Below are 15,115 nucleotides of genomic sequence, written 5' to 3'. Positions count from 1 at the left end.
TCGCCTCCGCGGCGTCGCGGGCGGACATGTTTGACCCACGGAACCCTACCCGGGTCGGACGACTGCCCGCTCTGGCCTTCGACGCATCACCTGGTACTTCCGGTTCCCCTGTGACGGGACGCACGTCCTACGGTGGTCCCGTGATCGACGAGGACGGCTCCGCATGGCCCGGCTGGCGGAACGCCACAGAACGCGCCCTGTACGGGCCCGGGGGCTTCTTCGTGCGGGAACGGCCCGCCACGCACTTCCGCACCTCCGTACACGCCTCGCCGCTCTTCGCACGGGCCGTCGCCGCACTGCTGCTGCGGGTGGACGAGGCGCTGGGCCGGCCGGACGGGCTGGCGCTCGTCGACGTCGGCGCCGGGTCCGCCGAGCTGCTGACCGGGGTCCTGGCCGCCCTGCCGGCCGAGGTGGCGGCCCGGGTCGCCCCGTACGCCGTCGAGCGGTCCGCGCCCCCCGCCGGGCTCGACGGCCGCATCCGCTGGACCGCCGCCCCGCCGCGGGGTGTGCGGGGGCTGCTGTTCGCCAACGAATGGCTCGACAACATCCCCGTCGACATCGCCGAGACCGACGAGGCGGGCGAGCCCCGCTACGTCCTGGTCCGCCCCGCCGACGGCCGGGAGCACCCCGGCGGGCCGCTGAGCGCCCAGGACGCGGAGTGGCTGCGCCGCTGGTGGCCGATCGCCGGGACGCCCGGCGCCCGCGCCGAGATCGGGCTGCCCCGCGACGCCGCCTGGGCGGCGGCCGCCGGTTCGCTGGACGCCGGGCTCGCCGTCGCCGTCGACTACGCCCACGAACGGGCCGCGCGGCCCCCGTACGGCACCCTCACCGGCTTCCGCGACGGCCGCGAGGTGCCGCCGGTGCCGGACGGCTCCTGCGACCTCACCTCGCACGTCGCGCTGGACGCCGTCGCCGGCGGGGTGCCCCTCGTCACACAGCGCGCCGCCCTGCGGGCCCTCGGCGTCTCCGGGGCCCGTCCGCCGCTCGCCCTGGCCACCACGGACCCCCGCGGCTATCTGCGCGGCCTAGCCGCCGCGGGCGAGGCCGCCGAACTCATCGACCCCGGCGGCCTCGGCGCCTTCCGCTGGCTCGCCACCCCCGTCGGCGACGCCTGCCACGGCCTGCTGCCGACGGGACCGGAGACCGGGCCGGCGACGGGGCCGGCCGGGGACTGACGCAACCGGCCGCCCGCAAGCGGGGTTGGAGGGCGGGCTGACAGAATGCCGTCCATGACGGAGACCACGATCGGCATCGGCGGCCAGGCCGAGGGCACCGACATGGTGCTGAACATCGGCCCGCAGCACCCCTCCACGCACGGAGTGCTGCGGTTGCGGATCGTGCTGGACGGCGAGCGGATCATCACGGCGGAACCCGTCGTCGGGTACATGCACCGCGGCGCGGAGAAGCTGTTCGAGGCCCGGGACTACCGCCAGATCATCATGCTGGCCAACCGTCACGACTGGCTGTCGGCGTTCTCCAACGAGCTGGGCGTCGTCATGGCCGTCGAGCGGATGCTGGGCATGGAGGTCCCGGAGCGCGCGGTGTGGACCCGTACCCTCCTCGCCGAGCTGAACCGGGTGCTCAACCACCTGATGTTCCTCGGCTCGTACCCCCTGGAACTGGGCGGCATCACCGCGGTGTTCTACGCGTTCCGGGAACGCGAGGAACTGCAGAACGTCATGGAGGAGATCTCCGGCGGCCGCATGCACTACATGTTCAACCGGGTCGGCGGCCTCAAGGAGGACCTGCCGAACGGCTGGCTCGGCCGCGCCCGGCACGCCGTCGCGCAGGTCAGGTCCCGGATGGGCCGCTTCGACGACCTGGTGCTCGGCAACGAGATCTTCCGCGGCCGTACCCGCGGTGTGGGCACGCTGTCCGCCGAGGCGGTGCACGGCTTCGGCGTCAGCGGGCCGATCGCCCGGGCGTCGGGCGTGGACTTCGACCTGCGCCGCGACGAGCCGTACCTGGCGTACGCGGAGCTGCAGGACACCCTGAAGGTCGTCACCCGCACCGAGGGCGACTGCCTGGCCCGCTTCGAGGTGCTGCTCGCGCAGACCCACAACGCGCTGGACCTGGCGGACGCCTGCCTGGACCGGCTCGGCGAACTGCCGCAGGGCCCCATCAACCAGCGGCTGCCGAAGGTGCTGAAGGCGCCGGAGGGCCACACATACGCGTGGACCGAGAACCCGCTGGGGCTGAACGGCTACTACCTGGTCTCCAAGGGCGAGAAGACCCCGTACCGGCTCAAGCTGCGCTCGGCGTCGTACAACAACATCCAGGCGCTGACGGTGCTGCTGCCCGGCACCCTGATCGCGGACATGGTGGCGATCCTGGGCTCGATGTTCTTCGTCGTCGGGGACGTCGACAAGTAGGTCGGCACGTGGCCGGCGCGGGGCCGGCGACAGGACCGGCCGTCAGGACGAGTGCGCGCGCAGGCCGCTGACGTCGATCTGCTCGGTCTCGTCGTGCTCGGTGAGATCGATGACCTCGGCCGCGAGCTGCGCCTCGTGCTCCGCGTACGCCTCCTCGCCGACGACGTCCGCGAGGTCCTCCTGCGCGGCGCCGGGCTTCTGCGTGCCGAAGAAGTCGAAGCCGCCGAGCGCCCGGCTGGCGGACCCGCCGGCGCGGTGCGGCTGCGCGTAGGGCAGTACGGCGGCGGCCACGGCCGGTACGAGGCGGTGTTCGCGGATCGGCAGGCTGGCCGCGGTCCTGGGGCCCTTGGACTCCGGGCGGGTGTGCGTCGCGGCCGGCTCGGCGGCCTCGGCCGCCGCGTGCCGTCCCTGGGGTTCGTCGTCACCGTTGCCGGCGCTTTCGGCGGCCGCGGCGTCACGGCGCCTGGCCTCCTCCACGGTGCGCAGCGCCTGCTGGCGGGCGGCGTTGCGGCCGAGGTTGAGGAGTGCCTCGTCCGCCTTCTTGAACGCGGCCGGGCCGACGGGCGAGGAGGCGATGGCCAGCGGCGCCTTGGCGGCTTCCAGCGCGAGCTGGCGGCGGCCTTCGAGGGCGCGGGCCCGCTCGCTCTCGGCGGTGGCGTAGCGGCGGAGCAGATCGGCGTGTTCGGTGCGCAGCCGGCCCAGCTCGGCGCGCTTGGCGCTGAGCTTGGTGTCGAGGCGCACGCGCAGCTCGCGGGACTCGTCGAGGTCCGTTTCGAGCTCGGCTATCCGCTCGTCGGCGTGCCATTCGTCACGGGCGCGGGCGGTGGTGAGGTCGGCGACCCGGCGGCCGGCGGCCCGGTCCCACGTGCGTGCCATGACCGCACCGCCGCAGGCGGCAGCCGCGGCTGCCGCGACGACCGCGCGCAGCACCATCGGATCGGAACTGATCCAGGCGGCGGCGACGCAGGCCACCGCGGACCCGGCCAGCGTCAGCGGGGGCAGCAGCCGGTGCAGCGGGGGTGAATGGCGGTGGCGTCCTCGTGGCATGGCTCGAAACTAGCGTGCGACGGGGACGCGTGGGGCCTGGGGTCCGATTTATCGCCGTCTCCCCGGCAATGGATGGCGCGATGAATACGGAGGGCATCCGGATAGACACCATGTGTTTCCGCAATGCCCTCCGTACCCCGCCAGGACCCGGTTATGGATCTTGGCGCCGCGGGCCGGCCGACACCGGGCCGGCCGGCGGCGCCGGGCCTTCGGCAGGAGCCGTCAGCCCTTTGGCCGGAGGCGTCAGCCGGTGACCAGACCCTTCGACTTCAGATACGCGGCCGCGACATCGGCCGGCTTCTGGCGCTCCGCGTCGACCTTCTGGTTGAGGTCGGTGAGATCGGCGGTGGTGAGTGCCTTGGTGAGCTTTCCGAGGACGGTAGCGATATCGGCGGAGCCGGCGTCCCTGGCATTCACCACGGGAAGCAGGTTGTCCGCGTTCTGCAGCTTCTTGTCGTCCTCCAGGAGCACCAGGTTGAACTGGTCGAGCGTGGCGTCCGTGGTCGTGGTCAGCACCAGCTGGTCGGTGCCGTCCTTGACGGCCTGCTTGGACTGCACGGTGCCGACGCCCTTGGGGTCGATACCGGTGATGTTGATGCCGTACTTGCTCTTCAGGCCCGGCGAGCAGAAGGGCCGGTCCGGGCATTCGTCGCCGGCGACCAGCTTGACCGGGACCTTGGCGGCACCGAGGTCGCTGAGGGTCTTCAGCTTGTGCTCGGCGGCGAAGTCCTTGTTGACGGCGAAGGCGTTCTGGTCGATGGCGGGACCGGCGTCGAGGACCTTCAGGCCCTTGGGCTCGGCGAAGGTGGTGAGCGCCTTCACCGTGGTCACCACATCGGCGGAGGCCACCGGGGCGGCCTTGGGGCCGTTCGCCTTGGTGTTGAAGTATTCGGCGAGTGTCGCCGCGTACTCGGGAACGATGTCGATCTGCCCCTTTTCCAGGGCCGGTTCATAAAGCTCGCGGTTCTTCAGCGTCTGTACCGAGGTCGGGTAACCGGCGTTCTTGAGGACCTGCGCGTAGAGCTCGGCGAGCACCGTGCTCTCGGTGAATCCGGCGGAGCCGATCACCAGCGCGCCCTTCTTCTCCCCGGACGACGGGGAGGCGGCGTCGGAGCCGGACTTCTCCAGGCTGTCGCCGCCGCAGCCGGTGACGCCGGTGAGGAGCAGTGCGGCGGCAGCGGCCACCATCGTGACGCGCAGCGTCGGGTTCATCGGTTCTCCATCCACAGTGCAAGGAAAGGCATGACGGTCAGGGTGTCGCGGGGGTCGCGGGGCTCGAGGCGGGGACGGCGCTGCCGGCCCGGGGGCGGCGACGGCGCCGCATCGGGTCGAGCAACCACTGCAGCGCCATGAAGATTCCCTCGATCAGCAGGGCCAGTCCTGCCACCAGGACCGCTCCCGCCACCACCTGCGCGGTGATCTGCCGGTTGAAGCCGGCCGTGATGATCCGGCCGAGGCCGCCGCCGCCCGCCATGGCGGCGATGGTCGCGGTGGCCACCACCTGGACGGCGGCGGACCGCACACCCGTCCAGATCAGCGGAAAGGCCAGCGGCAGCTCGATGCGGAACATCAGCTGACTGCCCGTCATCCCCATGCCGCGGGCGGCCTCGACGACATCGCGGTCGGCCTCGCGCATACCGACGTAGGCGTTGGTCATCAGCGGCGGCACGGCGAACAGCACCAGCGCGATGATGGTCGGCCAGTCGGTGCCCGAGCCCATCGCGAACATCAGCAGGACGAGGATCGCGAACGTGGGCACCGCGCGGCCCACGTTGGAGATGTTCACCGCGAGCGCCCCGCCCTTGCCGAGGTGGCCGAGGACGATGGCGATCGGCAGGGCGATCAGACAGGCCAGCGCCAGGCAGACGACGGTGAAGTAGACATGCTCGCCCAGCCGGTGCCACACACCCTCCGTACCGTTCCAGTTGGCGCTGTCGTTCAGCCAGTCCCACGCGCCGGATACCGCGTTCATCAGGCCGCCTTCCTGCTCCGCGCCCACGGGGTGAGCAGCCACTGCACACCCAGCAGCAGGACGTCGGCCGCGATGGCGATGGCCACGCAGATCACCGAGGCGGTGAGCACCTGCGCCTTGAAGATGGTGTCGATCCCGGTGTAGATGAGGTTGCCGAGGCCGCCGTAGTTGATGATCGCGCCGACCGTGGTCAGCGCCACCGTCGAGACCGTGGCGATCCGCAGGCCGGCCATCAGCGCGGGCAGCGACAGCGGCAGTTCCACGGCGAACAGCAGCCGCAGCGGCCCGTACCCCATCCCTCGGGCGGCCTCTCTGACGTCCTCCGGAACGGATTCCAGGCCGGCCATGATGTTGCGCACCAGAATCGTCAGGGAGTAGAGCACCAGGCCGGTGATGACGACCGCCGGGGAGATCCCGAAGACCGGCAGCAGCAGCGAGAACATGGCCAGCGAGGGCACGGTGTAGAGAACGGTGGCCAGCCCGAGCACGGGGCCCGCGAGGGGCCGCCAGCGCCGCGCGACCAAGGCCACCGGGAACGCGATGAGCAGCCCGATGGCCACCGACACCGCGGTGATCCACAGGTGCTGGACGGTGGCATCGGTCAGCTCATGACTGCGCGTACGCAGGTATTCACCGCAGATCCAGTCGTTGGATACCAGACAGTTCCGCTTCGCCATGCCCCTCACCTCCCCCGCTCCGGTCCGTACATTCGTCCGACATCAGCACTGCGGTCGTCACGTGGCCCGACCCTATCCGGCAGGTACGACAATCAGGCCGGCCCGCCATGCAGCTGCAATACTCCCGCCACAATTCCGGGCCGGAACTCGGGAAGAGTACGGTCGTGAGAACCCGGCAGTGAGGATTCCAGGCACCGATGATCCGATTCGAGAACGTCACCAAGCGGTACCCGGACGGCACGACCGCCGTCGACGACCTGTCGTTCGAGGTCGCGGAAGGGGAACTGGTCACGCTGGTGGGGCCGTCCGGCTGCGGCAAGACGACGACCATGAAGATGGTCAACCGGCTCATCGAACCGACCTCGGGCCGGATCCTGGTGGACGGCGAGGACATAGCCTCCATCGACCCCGTGAAGCTGCGCCGCCGGATCGGCTACGTCATCCAGCAGGTCGGCCTGTTCCCGCACAAGAGCGTGCTGGAGAACACCGCGACCGTGCCCGCGCTGCTCGGCTGGAAGCGCGGCCGGGCCAGGGACCGCGCCGCCGAACTCCTCGACCTCGTCGGTCTGGACCCGTCCGTCTACGGCGACCGCTACCCCGACCAGCTCTCCGGCGGTCAGCGGCAGCGCGTCGGGGTGGCGCGCGCACTGGCCGCCGACCCGCCGGTGCTGCTGATGGACGAGCCGTTCGGCGCCGTCGACCCCGTGGTGCGCGAGCGGCTCCAGTCGGAGTTCCTGAAACTGCAGGCCACCGTCCGCAAGACCGTGCTCTTCGTGACGCACGACATCGAGGAGGCGGTCCGGCTCGGCGACCGCATCGCGGTCTACGGCGAGGGCCGTATCGAGCAGTACGACACGCCCGCCACCGTGCTGGGCGCACCCGCCACCCCGTACGTCGCCGACTTCGTCGGCGCCGACCGGGGGCTCAAGCGTCTGTCGGTGACGGAGATCCAGCCCGCCGACCTGGAGCAGCCGCCGACCGTACGGCTCGACGACCCGGTGGAGACGGCCGCCGCGCGGATGCGCAAGGAGGGCTCCCGCTGGGCGGTCGTCCTGGGCGAGGGCGGCGCGCTGCACGGCTGGATCACCGTCGAGTCGCTGCTCGGCAAGGGCTCCACGGTCCGTGACCACGCCCGCCGCATGGAGGCGTGGGTGCCGATCGGCGCGACGCTCAAGCAGGCGTTCAGCGCCATGCTGCAGTACGACGCCGGGTGGATCGCCGTCGTCGACGGCGATCACTTCCTCGGCGTACTGACCCCGGCACGGCTGCACGAGGCGCTGCGCCGCTCGATCGACGCGGACGCGAACGGCGCGGACCGCGCCGACGTCACGATCGAGTCGATCGAGCGGGCCGGCTAGAAGCGTTCATGGTCCCGCCGGACGGGCTCCAGGACCCTTCCGGCGGGATCACCGGCAGTCCGGCCGCGCGCCATGCCTGGAATCCGCCGTCCAGGTCGGTGGCCCGGTGCAGACCGAGGTCCTGCAGCGAGGCCGCGGCGAGGCTGGAGGCGTAGCCCTCGTTGCAGATCACCACGACCGTCAGATCGTGCCCGGTCGCTTCCGGCAGCTTGTAGTCACCGAGCGGGTCGAGCCGCCATTCCAGTTCGTTGCGCTCCACGACGAGCGCGCCGGGGATGAGCCCGTCCCGGTCGCGCAGCGCCGCGTAGCGGATGTCGACGAGGACCGCGCCGTTCGCGGCGGCCTCGGCGGCGGCCGGTGCGTCGAGGCGCTCCAGCCGGGTCCTGACGCGCTCCAGATGGTCGTCGATGCTGCGGGCGGTACGGGCAGCGGGCTCGGTCACCAGGTCTCCGGGTGTTCCACGACGTCGAGCCGCAGGGTGCGGTCGTCGCGGAGGTAGCGGCGGATCAGCGGCAGGGGCGGGTAGTAGGCGTGCACCGAGATGGCGTGCCGCTCGGCGGAGCGGTTGGCGACCTGGTGCACATGGTTGCGGCCGAAGGCGCGGCCCGTGCCGGCCGGCAGGGCGCGGGTCCGGTCCAGGCCCTCCGCCAGTTCGAGCGAGCGCCAGCCCTCGGACGGCAGCGGCACCGCCAGCGACTCCTCGGTCAGCTCGCCGCCCGCGGTCACGAAGGCGCCGTACGAGCCGCCGTGGTCGTGCCAGCCGGTCTCGGTGCCGGGCGGCCAGCCCAGCAGCCACGCTTCGGCGCCGCCGGGCCCCTCCAGCCGGATCCAGGTGCGGTCCAGCGGGTCCAGCGCGAGCTGGGCGACCTTCTCCGGGTCGGAGGCGATGGAGCGGACGAAGTCGAGCAGCTCGGCCGCGGTCGGCGCGGCGGCGGGCCGCGCGGCAGCGGGAGCGGAGGCCGGTTCGGTCAGCACGGCCGTGACGGGAGACGCGACGACGGCCGCGGAAGGGGATGCGGAAACAAACGCTGGTGCGGACAACGGGACCACCCTGGAGGGAGGCGCCGGCACGGCGCCGCACCGACCGGGGAACGGACGGCGGCGGCAGGCTACGACGCGGAGGTGAGCGGGGAGGCGGGGTTCAGCGTGAACCCGGACACACGCAGCCCGCGTACCGGACGAGGTCCAGGTGCACTCGCCGGTGAAGTCGCCGTCCGATACCACTCACATCGAAGACTGAATCACGCCATCCTCAAGACGGTCAACATTTGAGCTCGCGTCTCAGATGCCGGGCGCGGTGTCCTCGGGGTCCTCGGGGAGCTTGCAGACCCGCTCCAGGAAGATCGCGGCGGCGACCACCGCGAGGCCCGCCAGCACCGCGAAGCCCGCGTAGACCGCCTGGTCCCGGCGCGGCGGGACGTCGAACTGGTACATCAGCAGGAAGGCGCCGGCGCCGCCGTACATCCCGGCGACCAGCGAGGCGACCAGCGCACTCGCCTGGCCGAAGACCACCGCGCGCGCCGCCAGCAGCGGGTCGACGCCCTTGGCGCCGGGGACGCGGTCGCGCTGGGCGCGCAGCCGGGTCCGCAGTGACAGGGCGGTCGCGGTGAGCACCACCGCGATCAGCGCGAGCACGATGGGCGCGGCCAGCGGGACGCTCGGCAGTGTGCCGAGCGAGTCCCACAGCTTGGCGCCGGCCCAGGACAGCACCCCCGCCACCGCGAACAGCCCCAGCAGCGTTCTGATGCGCAGCGCCTTCACCGAGTGTTCGCCCCTCACATGGTTCATCTGCTGGTTGTGGTCCTGCTGGTCCTGCTGGTGGTGCGGTCGGTGCCGGTGGCGCCCGCCGTGCCCGACCGCTTAACGCTTATTCGGGCAGCCTGAGTTCCACGTCACCGCGGGCCTCCACGCCTGCGTTGCCGACCGCTGCGAGCAACTCTGCCACCTCGCCGTGGCCGGGGAGCTCCGCCGACGGGTCCACATCGTGCCAGGGCGCGAGAACGAAGGCCCGCTGGTGCGCTCGCGGGTGCGGCAGCGTCAGGTCGGGATCCTCCGAGACGATGCCCTGATAGGCAACGATGTCGACGTCGATGGTGCGCGGGCCCCAGCGCTCGCTGCGCACCCGCAGGAACGCCTCCTCGATCGCCTGGCCGCGTTCCAGCAGGGAGGACGGCGGCAGGGTGGTCTTCACCAGCACCACCGCGTTGAAGTAGTTGGCCTGGCTGCCGGGCTCGACGCCCCACGGCTCGGTCTCGTAGACCGGCGAGATCGCCTTGACGCGCACACCCGGGGTGTCCTCCAGGGCGTCGATGGCGCCCTGGAGGGTCTCCAGCCGGTTGCCCAGGTTGCTGCCCAGCGCGATCACGGCCCGCTGGGGGTTGTGCAGCGTCGTGTCGGCGGCGTCGACCTGCGCCACCACGGACGGGTGGACAGGCTGCACGGTGGGGTCGGAACTCACGGGCGCCTCCGGGTGATGGTGATGGTCACGTCGTCGAACGGAACGGTGATCGGGGCGTCCGGCTTGTGCACGGTGACCTCGACCTCCTGGACCGCCTCGTGCTTGAGGCACTGGTCGGCGATGCGCTGGGCGAGGGTCTCGATCAGGTCGACCGGCTCGCCCTTGACGACATCCACGACCTCTTCGGCCACCACGCCGTAGTGGACGGTCTTGGTCAGGTCGTCCCCGGCCGCGGCAGGAGCCGTGTCCAGGCCGAGCACCAGGTCCACGACGAAGGTCTGGCCCTCCTCGCGCTCCCTGGGAAACACGCCGTGGTTACCGCGGGCCTTGAGGCCGCGCAGCGTGACACGATCCACGAGATCACTCCTGCTGATGGTTCGGACGGACGGACAGGGTCCCGCCATGTGTACGGGCCCGCCGGAATCGAATCTACCCGCGACTACCGACAGCACGTGCCGACGGGTTGTCCGGGGCCGGTCCGGCGCAGGTCAGAGCGGGCGGACTCCAGCCCTTTACCCACCAGCCGGTCGGCTACCCGTCCGCCGGCGGATTCTTGGCGCGAACGGGTGACGAGGTCGCCAACACGGCCGGATCCCGGGCCGGGTGGGTGAACGCGGGGTGGTCGGACAGTGAGGTTCAGGCGCCGGGGCCGGCCGTGTCCTCATCGTCGTCGTCACCGTCGGCGAGCACCGGGGACCCGTGGTGCACCCACAGCCGCCAGCCCTCCGGTGTGCGCCGGAACACATTGGTGGCGACCACGAGGGCGCCGACCAGAGTGCCCGCCGAGCCGTCCTCCTCGGCCGGTCCCCCGGTCAGGATGTTCTCGGTACAGGTGACCAGGGCCGTGTCGCCGTCGACCGCGACCTCGACATCGGTCAGGAAGAACTGGATGTACTCGGTGCTCGCCATGATCAGCGCGTAGGAGCGCATCACCTCGCCGCGCCCGCGCAGCACCGGCCATCCCGGGTGCACCACGGAGACCGTCTCGGCCAGCGGCCCGGTCAGCACGATCTCCTCCAGCGCGTCCAGGTCCGAGGTCTCGACCGCGTCGTAGAACGCCTGGTTCGCTTCCTCGACCTTCGCGGCCTCCGCCGTACGAGGCGTCACGCGGCACCCGCCGTGCCGGCCGCGCCTTCGATGGCCCGGGACACCCGGACCGCGTCCGCGCTCGCGTGCACCTCGTGCACCCGCACCGCCCAGGCGCCCTCGCGGGCGGCGATCGCCGAGACCGCGGCGGTCGCCGCGTCGCGTTCCCTGGCCGGCGGCGGATCCCCGGCCGATCCGGCCAGCACCCGCCCCAGGAACCGCTTACGGGACGCGGCCACCAGCAGCGGGCGGCCCAGTTCACGCAGCTTGCCGAGGTGCGCCATCAGCGCCAGGTCGTGCTCGGCGTTCTTCGCGAAGCCCAGGCCCGGGTCGAGGATGATCCGGCCCGGGTCGATACCGCCGGCGACCGCCCGCTCGCAGCCCTCGCGCAGCTCGGCGACGACCTCGGCGACCACGTCGCCGTAGACCGCCCGGTTGTTCATGTCGATGCTCTGCCCGCGCCAGTGCATGACGACGAACGGCACCCCCGCGTCGGCGACCACCGGGATCATCGCGGGGTCGGCGCCGCCGCCGCTCACGTCGTTGACCAGCCGCGCACCGGCCGCGACCGCCTGCCCGGCAACCGCCGCCCGCATCGTGTCCACGCTGACCAGCACTCCGGCGGCGGCCAGCTCCCGCACCACCGGGATCACCCGGCGCAGCTCCTCGGCCTCCGAGACCCGCGCCGCTCCGGGCCGGGTGGACTCCCCGCCGACGTCCACGATGTCCGCGCCGGACGCCACGAGGTCCATGCCGTGCTTGACGGCCAGCTCCGGGTCGAACCACTGGCCGCCGTCGGAGAAGGAGTCCGGCGTGACATTCACCACGCCCATGACCGCGCAGCGGTCCCACTCAGGAAGACCGTCCACGAAGCCCCGCAGCGTATTCATACGCCAAGCGTAGGCGCTGGCCGGTCGACTACTGGTCGCTGAGCCGGCCGCTCAACCACTCCAGGGCGGGCGGGATCTCCCGGCCCCAGGTGTTGAAGTTGTGGCCGCCGCTCTCCAGGATGATCGACGACATGTGCGTCGGCGCCTTCGCGGCGCCGATCAGCTTCAGCGTCTCCCTGTAGTTCGGCTCGCCCTTCTTGCTGCTGGTCACCAGGAGGTTCACCGGCGGGTGCGGCAGGTTTTTCAGCCGCCACGCCAGGTTGTTCTGGAGTTCGAGCTTCCTGTCGCCGCCGAACAGGTCGCCGGTCGTGCGGTCGCGCGGCGCCTTGTAGTCGGCGGACAGGCCGACCGCGGTCGAGTACGCCTCGGGGTGCCGCATCGTGAGCTTCAGGGCGCAGTAGCCGCCGGTGGAGTCGCCCATGATTCCCCAGTTCCGGGCGTTGGTGCCGACCCGGAAGTGACCGGACACGGCGGCGCGCAGGTCCTTGGTGAAGAAGGTCTCCGTCTGGGGGCCGCCGGGGATGTCCATGCACTCGGTGTCCCGCGGCGGGGCCACCGTCGGCCGCATCATGATCAGTATGGTCGGCTTGGCCTTGCCGTCCAGCACCTGCTGGTGGGCGATCGACGGGTACTTCATCTTCTTGAAGAGCGCCTCGGCGGTGCCCGGGTAGCCGGTGAGGATCACGGACGCCGGGAACCTGCGCTTGGCGTCCTGGAAGTACTCGGGGGGCAGATAGACATACGCCGGGGTGGTGATGTCGGACGCCCCGCCCTGGAACACCACCTTCTGGATCTGGCCGCCGACCTTCGGCACCGAACCCCCGGGCACGTTGACGTACTTGTGGCCGACCACCTGCAGTTGGTTCGCGGCTCCCGAGTGGTTGACGACGACGCCCGGCTCGGACTCCTGTCCGAACAGGTCGGCCCAGGAGGCGTAGAAGCCGAACGAGTAGTTGGCGGCCAGCCCGAGCGCCGCGATCATCGACAACTGGGTGAAGAGCATCATCCCGACCCGCCCCAGCACCGCCGGGAGACTCCGCTTGGACAGCCGCGGCCAGAGCCATACGGTGGCCACGAACAGCACTACCGCGGCTATGACCGCCAGCAGTAGAACCTTCTTACTGGTGAGACCCATGTCGAGTGACGTACTTTCCTGTCCGCGGCCCGGTTCCGGCTCCTTCTGACGGAACCTAAGGGCCTTCCTTCGCGTCCTAGAGGGCGCAAATTGTTCATTACGAGAGCTGTTTGCGGAACATATCCCGCAATGTTGGGGCTTGGTGACCCATGTCTGTACAGGTAGATGGAGAACTCGGCTTCCGGGTTCCCTGGGCAGGTGCCCGTGTCTACTGATCGCGCAAACGCCGGCACGCGGCGTCCGCGGTTCCTCCGCTCCTCCTCCGTCCCCTCGGTCGTCGGTACCGCCGGGGCCGTGGTGGGGCTGCTCGACGTCGTCTCCGGCGTGTTCCCCGGTTTCCGCAACGGCCGGATGCACCACATGGCGATGGTCTTCCCCGGCACCATGAGTTCGCTCGCGGCGGCCGGGTCGGTCGTCACCGGCATCCTGCTGCTGATGCTGGCTCATGGCCTCAAACGCGGGAAGGTGCGCGCCTGGTGGGCAGCGGTGCTGCTGCTGCCGACCGGTGCCGCGACCCAGTTGGTGTACCGGCACTCGGGCGTCGGCGCGATCGTCTCGCTGGGACTGCTCGCGCTCCTGATCGTCCACCGGGCGCAGTTCAACGCGCTGTCGGACCCGCGCACCCGCTGGCGGGCCGCGGCCAACTTCGTGCTGCTCAGCGTCGTCGCCCTCGCGCTGGGGCTGCTGATCGTCAGCGCCCACCCCCGCGTCGAGATGGGCGATCCCAGCCTGATCGAGCGACTGCAGCACGTGCTGTACGGGCTTTTCGGTTTCGAGGGCCCGGTGAGCTATACGAGTGACCGGGCCTCGGACGTCGTGGCCTACTCGCTCGGCGGGCTCGGCTTCCTGATCGCCGGCACCACCGCGTATCTGATCCTGCGTCCGGCACGGCCGGTCGCCGAGCTCAGCGGTGCCGACGAGGACCAGCTGCGCGAGCTGCTGGCCAAGCACGGCGCCCGCGACTCCCTCGGCCACTTCGCACTGCGCCGCGACAAGAGCGTGGTGTTCTCACCGAGCGGCAAGGCCGCCGTCTGCTACCGGGTGGTGTCCGGGGTGATGCTCGCCAGCGGCGACCCCATCGGGGACGTCGAGGCCTGGCCGGGCGCCATCGAGCGCTTCATGGAACTGGCCCGGGCGCACGCCTGGATCCCGGCGGTCATGGGCTGCAGCGAGACCGGCGGCGAGGTCTGGACCCGCGAGACGGGCCTGGACGCGCTGGAGCTGGGCGACGAGGCGATCGTGCGCACCAGCGCCTTCACCATGCAGGGCCGCGCGATGCGCAACGTCCGGCAGATGGTGAAGCGCATCGAACGGTCCGGCTACGTCTGCAAGGTGCGCCGGGTCCGCGAGCTGTCGGACGCCGAGCGCGAGCAGGTCCGGCTGGCCGCCGACGCCTGGCGCGGCACGGACACCGAGCGCGGCTTCTCCATGGCGCTCGGCCGGTTCGGCGATGTCGAGGACGGCGACTGCGTGGTCGTCACCGCCCACAAGGAGCGGGAGGACGGCGTGGAGTCGCCGCTGGGCGACCTGCGGGCCGTGCTGCACTTCGTCCCCTGGGGCAAGGACGGCATGTCGCTGGAGCTCATGCGGCGCGACCGCAGCGCCGACCCGGGGCTCAACGAGCTGCTGATCGTCGAGGCGCTGCAGCACGCACCGGAGCTGGGCGTCGAGAACGTCTCGCTCAACTTCGCGATGTTCCGCTCGGCGCTCGCCCGCGGTGAGCGGATCGGGGCGGGTCCGGTGCTGCGCGGCTGGCGGGGACTGCTGGTCTTCCTGTCGCGCTGGTTCCAGATCGAGTCGCTGTACAAGTTCAACGCGAAGTTCCAGCCGGAGTGGGTGCCGCGGTTCCTGGTGTTCCGCAACTCCCGGGACCTCCCCCGGATCGGCTTCGCCGCCATGCAGGCGGAGGGCTTCGTCACTCTGTCGCTGCCGCTGCCGGACGCGCTCCAGCGGTTCCTGCCGGGCCGGGCCAAGCGGGCCGCGCACAGCGCGCCCGGCTACGCCAACAGCTCGGAGCCGGAGCGGGTGGTCAAGATCGTCGCCTGATCGCTCCGTGACCACTGGTCACCACGGAAACCGGCCGGCCCCCTGTCATCAGGGGGCCGGCCGGTTTCGTCGTG

16 protein-coding genes are annotated in these 15,115 nt (G+C 71.3%); 4 read left to right on the top strand and 12 right to left on the bottom strand.

All coding sequences use genetic code 11. The annotated features are described in order from the left end of the window. The first annotated feature begins 140 nt into the window (after positions 1 to 140). Positions 141 to 1,175 carry an SAM-dependent methyltransferase gene (locus tag G3I60_RS35115; protein ID WP_343241987.1) on the top strand — a complete coding sequence of 345 codons (1,035 nt, stop codon included), beginning with the start codon at positions 141 to 143 and terminating at the stop codon, positions 1,173 to 1,175. Between the two features lie 45 nt (positions 1,176 to 1,220). Further along, positions 1,221 to 2,372, top strand: a complete 1,152-nt coding sequence (locus G3I60_RS35110; protein ID WP_138355892.1) for an NADH-quinone oxidoreductase subunit D — start codon at positions 1,221 to 1,223, stop codon at positions 2,370 to 2,372. A gap of 42 nt (positions 2,373 to 2,414) precedes the next feature. Here the strand turns inward: G3I60_RS35110 and G3I60_RS35105 are convergent, their stop codons facing one another. From G3I60_RS35105 to G3I60_RS35090, 4 genes are all read right to left on the bottom strand, one after another. Beyond that, positions 2,415 to 3,419: a hypothetical protein gene (locus G3I60_RS35105; RefSeq protein ID WP_138355891.1), complete on the bottom strand. Its 1,005-nt coding sequence runs from the start codon at positions 3,417 to 3,419 to the stop codon at positions 2,415 to 2,417. 243 nt (positions 3,420 to 3,662) lie between these two features. Continuing rightward, positions 3,663 to 4,607 (bottom strand): ABC transporter substrate-binding protein, encoded by a 945-nt coding sequence (locus tag G3I60_RS35100; protein WP_164608151.1) that lies wholly within the window; start codon positions 4,605 to 4,607, stop codon positions 3,663 to 3,665. A 61-nt stretch (positions 4,608 to 4,668) separates the two neighbouring features. After that, positions 4,669 to 5,391 carry an ABC transporter permease gene (locus G3I60_RS35095; protein ID WP_164295767.1) on the bottom strand — a complete coding sequence of 241 codons (723 nt, stop codon included), beginning with the start codon at positions 5,389 to 5,391 and terminating at the stop codon, positions 4,669 to 4,671. Further along, positions 5,391 to 6,068: an ABC transporter permease gene (locus tag G3I60_RS35090; protein ID WP_138355889.1), complete on the bottom strand. Its 678-nt coding sequence runs from the start codon at positions 6,066 to 6,068 to the stop codon at positions 5,391 to 5,393. The genes G3I60_RS35095 and G3I60_RS35090 overlap by 1 nt, the downstream gene beginning before the upstream one ends. Before the next feature lie 197 nt (positions 6,069 to 6,265). Here G3I60_RS35090 and G3I60_RS35085 point away from each other — a divergent pair, with 197 nt between their 5' ends. Continuing rightward, positions 6,266 to 7,426, top strand: coding sequence for a betaine/proline/choline family ABC transporter ATP-binding protein (locus tag G3I60_RS35085; RefSeq protein WP_138355888.1), 1,161 nt, complete (start codon positions 6,266 to 6,268; stop codon positions 7,424 to 7,426). Here G3I60_RS35085 and G3I60_RS35080 read toward each other — a convergent pair. The 8 genes from G3I60_RS35080 to G3I60_RS35045 form a co-directional block, all read right to left on the bottom strand. Then, a complete protein-coding gene (locus G3I60_RS35080; RefSeq protein WP_164608145.1) occupies positions 7,395 to 7,868 on the bottom strand; it encodes a rhodanese-like domain-containing protein in 474 nt (157 codons plus the stop codon). The two genes, G3I60_RS35085 and G3I60_RS35080, sit on opposite strands and share 32 nt — an antisense overlap. Beyond that, positions 7,865 to 8,398 (bottom strand): cysteine dioxygenase, encoded by a 534-nt coding sequence (locus tag G3I60_RS35075; protein WP_164295850.1) that lies wholly within the window; start codon positions 8,396 to 8,398, stop codon positions 7,865 to 7,867. Before G3I60_RS35075 ends, G3I60_RS35080 begins: the two co-directional genes overlap by 4 nt. Positions 8,399 to 8,707: 309 nt before the next feature. Continuing rightward, complete coding sequence (locus tag G3I60_RS35070) at positions 8,708 to 9,187, bottom strand: DUF3180 domain-containing protein (protein WP_164295848.1); 480 nt, start codon at positions 9,185 to 9,187, stop codon at positions 8,708 to 8,710. 106 nt (positions 9,188 to 9,293) lie between these two features. Further along, positions 9,294 to 9,884 carry a 2-amino-4-hydroxy-6-hydroxymethyldihydropteridine diphosphokinase gene (gene folK / locus G3I60_RS35065; RefSeq protein ID WP_138355886.1) on the bottom strand — a complete coding sequence of 197 codons (591 nt, stop codon included), beginning with the start codon at positions 9,882 to 9,884 and terminating at the stop codon, positions 9,294 to 9,296. After that, a complete protein-coding gene (gene folB / locus G3I60_RS35060; RefSeq protein ID WP_138355885.1) occupies positions 9,881 to 10,240 on the bottom strand; it encodes a dihydroneopterin aldolase in 360 nt (119 codons plus the stop codon). The genes folK and folB overlap by 4 nt, the downstream gene beginning before the upstream one ends. A gap of 280 nt (positions 10,241 to 10,520) precedes the next feature. Beyond that, on the bottom strand, positions 10,521 to 10,991 hold the full coding sequence (locus G3I60_RS35055) for a nuclear transport factor 2 family protein (RefSeq protein WP_138355884.1): 471 nt from the start codon (positions 10,989 to 10,991) through the stop codon (positions 10,521 to 10,523). Next, entirely contained in the window at positions 10,988 to 11,860 is an 873-nt protein-coding gene (gene folP, locus G3I60_RS35050; RefSeq protein ID WP_203674661.1) for a dihydropteroate synthase, read from the bottom strand. Before folP ends, G3I60_RS35055 begins: the two co-directional genes overlap by 4 nt. Before the next feature lie 28 nt (positions 11,861 to 11,888). Further along, positions 11,889 to 12,995, bottom strand: coding sequence for an esterase family protein (locus G3I60_RS35045; protein WP_164295763.1), 1,107 nt, complete (start codon positions 12,993 to 12,995; stop codon positions 11,889 to 11,891). Positions 12,996 to 13,199: 204 nt separating this feature from the next. On the opposite strand from G3I60_RS35045, the gene G3I60_RS35040 reads away from it, so the two are divergent. Next, positions 13,200 to 15,041 carry a phosphatidylglycerol lysyltransferase domain-containing protein gene (locus G3I60_RS35040; protein ID WP_244809232.1) on the top strand — a complete coding sequence of 614 codons (1,842 nt, stop codon included), beginning with the start codon at positions 13,200 to 13,202 and terminating at the stop codon, positions 15,039 to 15,041. The last annotated feature ends 74 nt before the right edge of the window (positions 15,042 to 15,115 follow it).

Source organism: Streptomyces sp. SID13666 (assembly GCF_010548325.1).
GTDB classification, from domain to species: domain Bacteria; phylum Actinomycetota; class Actinomycetes; order Streptomycetales; family Streptomycetaceae; genus Actinacidiphila; species Actinacidiphila fildesensis.
Note: the sequence above shows the minus strand (reverse complement) of the source record. Positions and strands in the feature narration are given on the sequence as shown.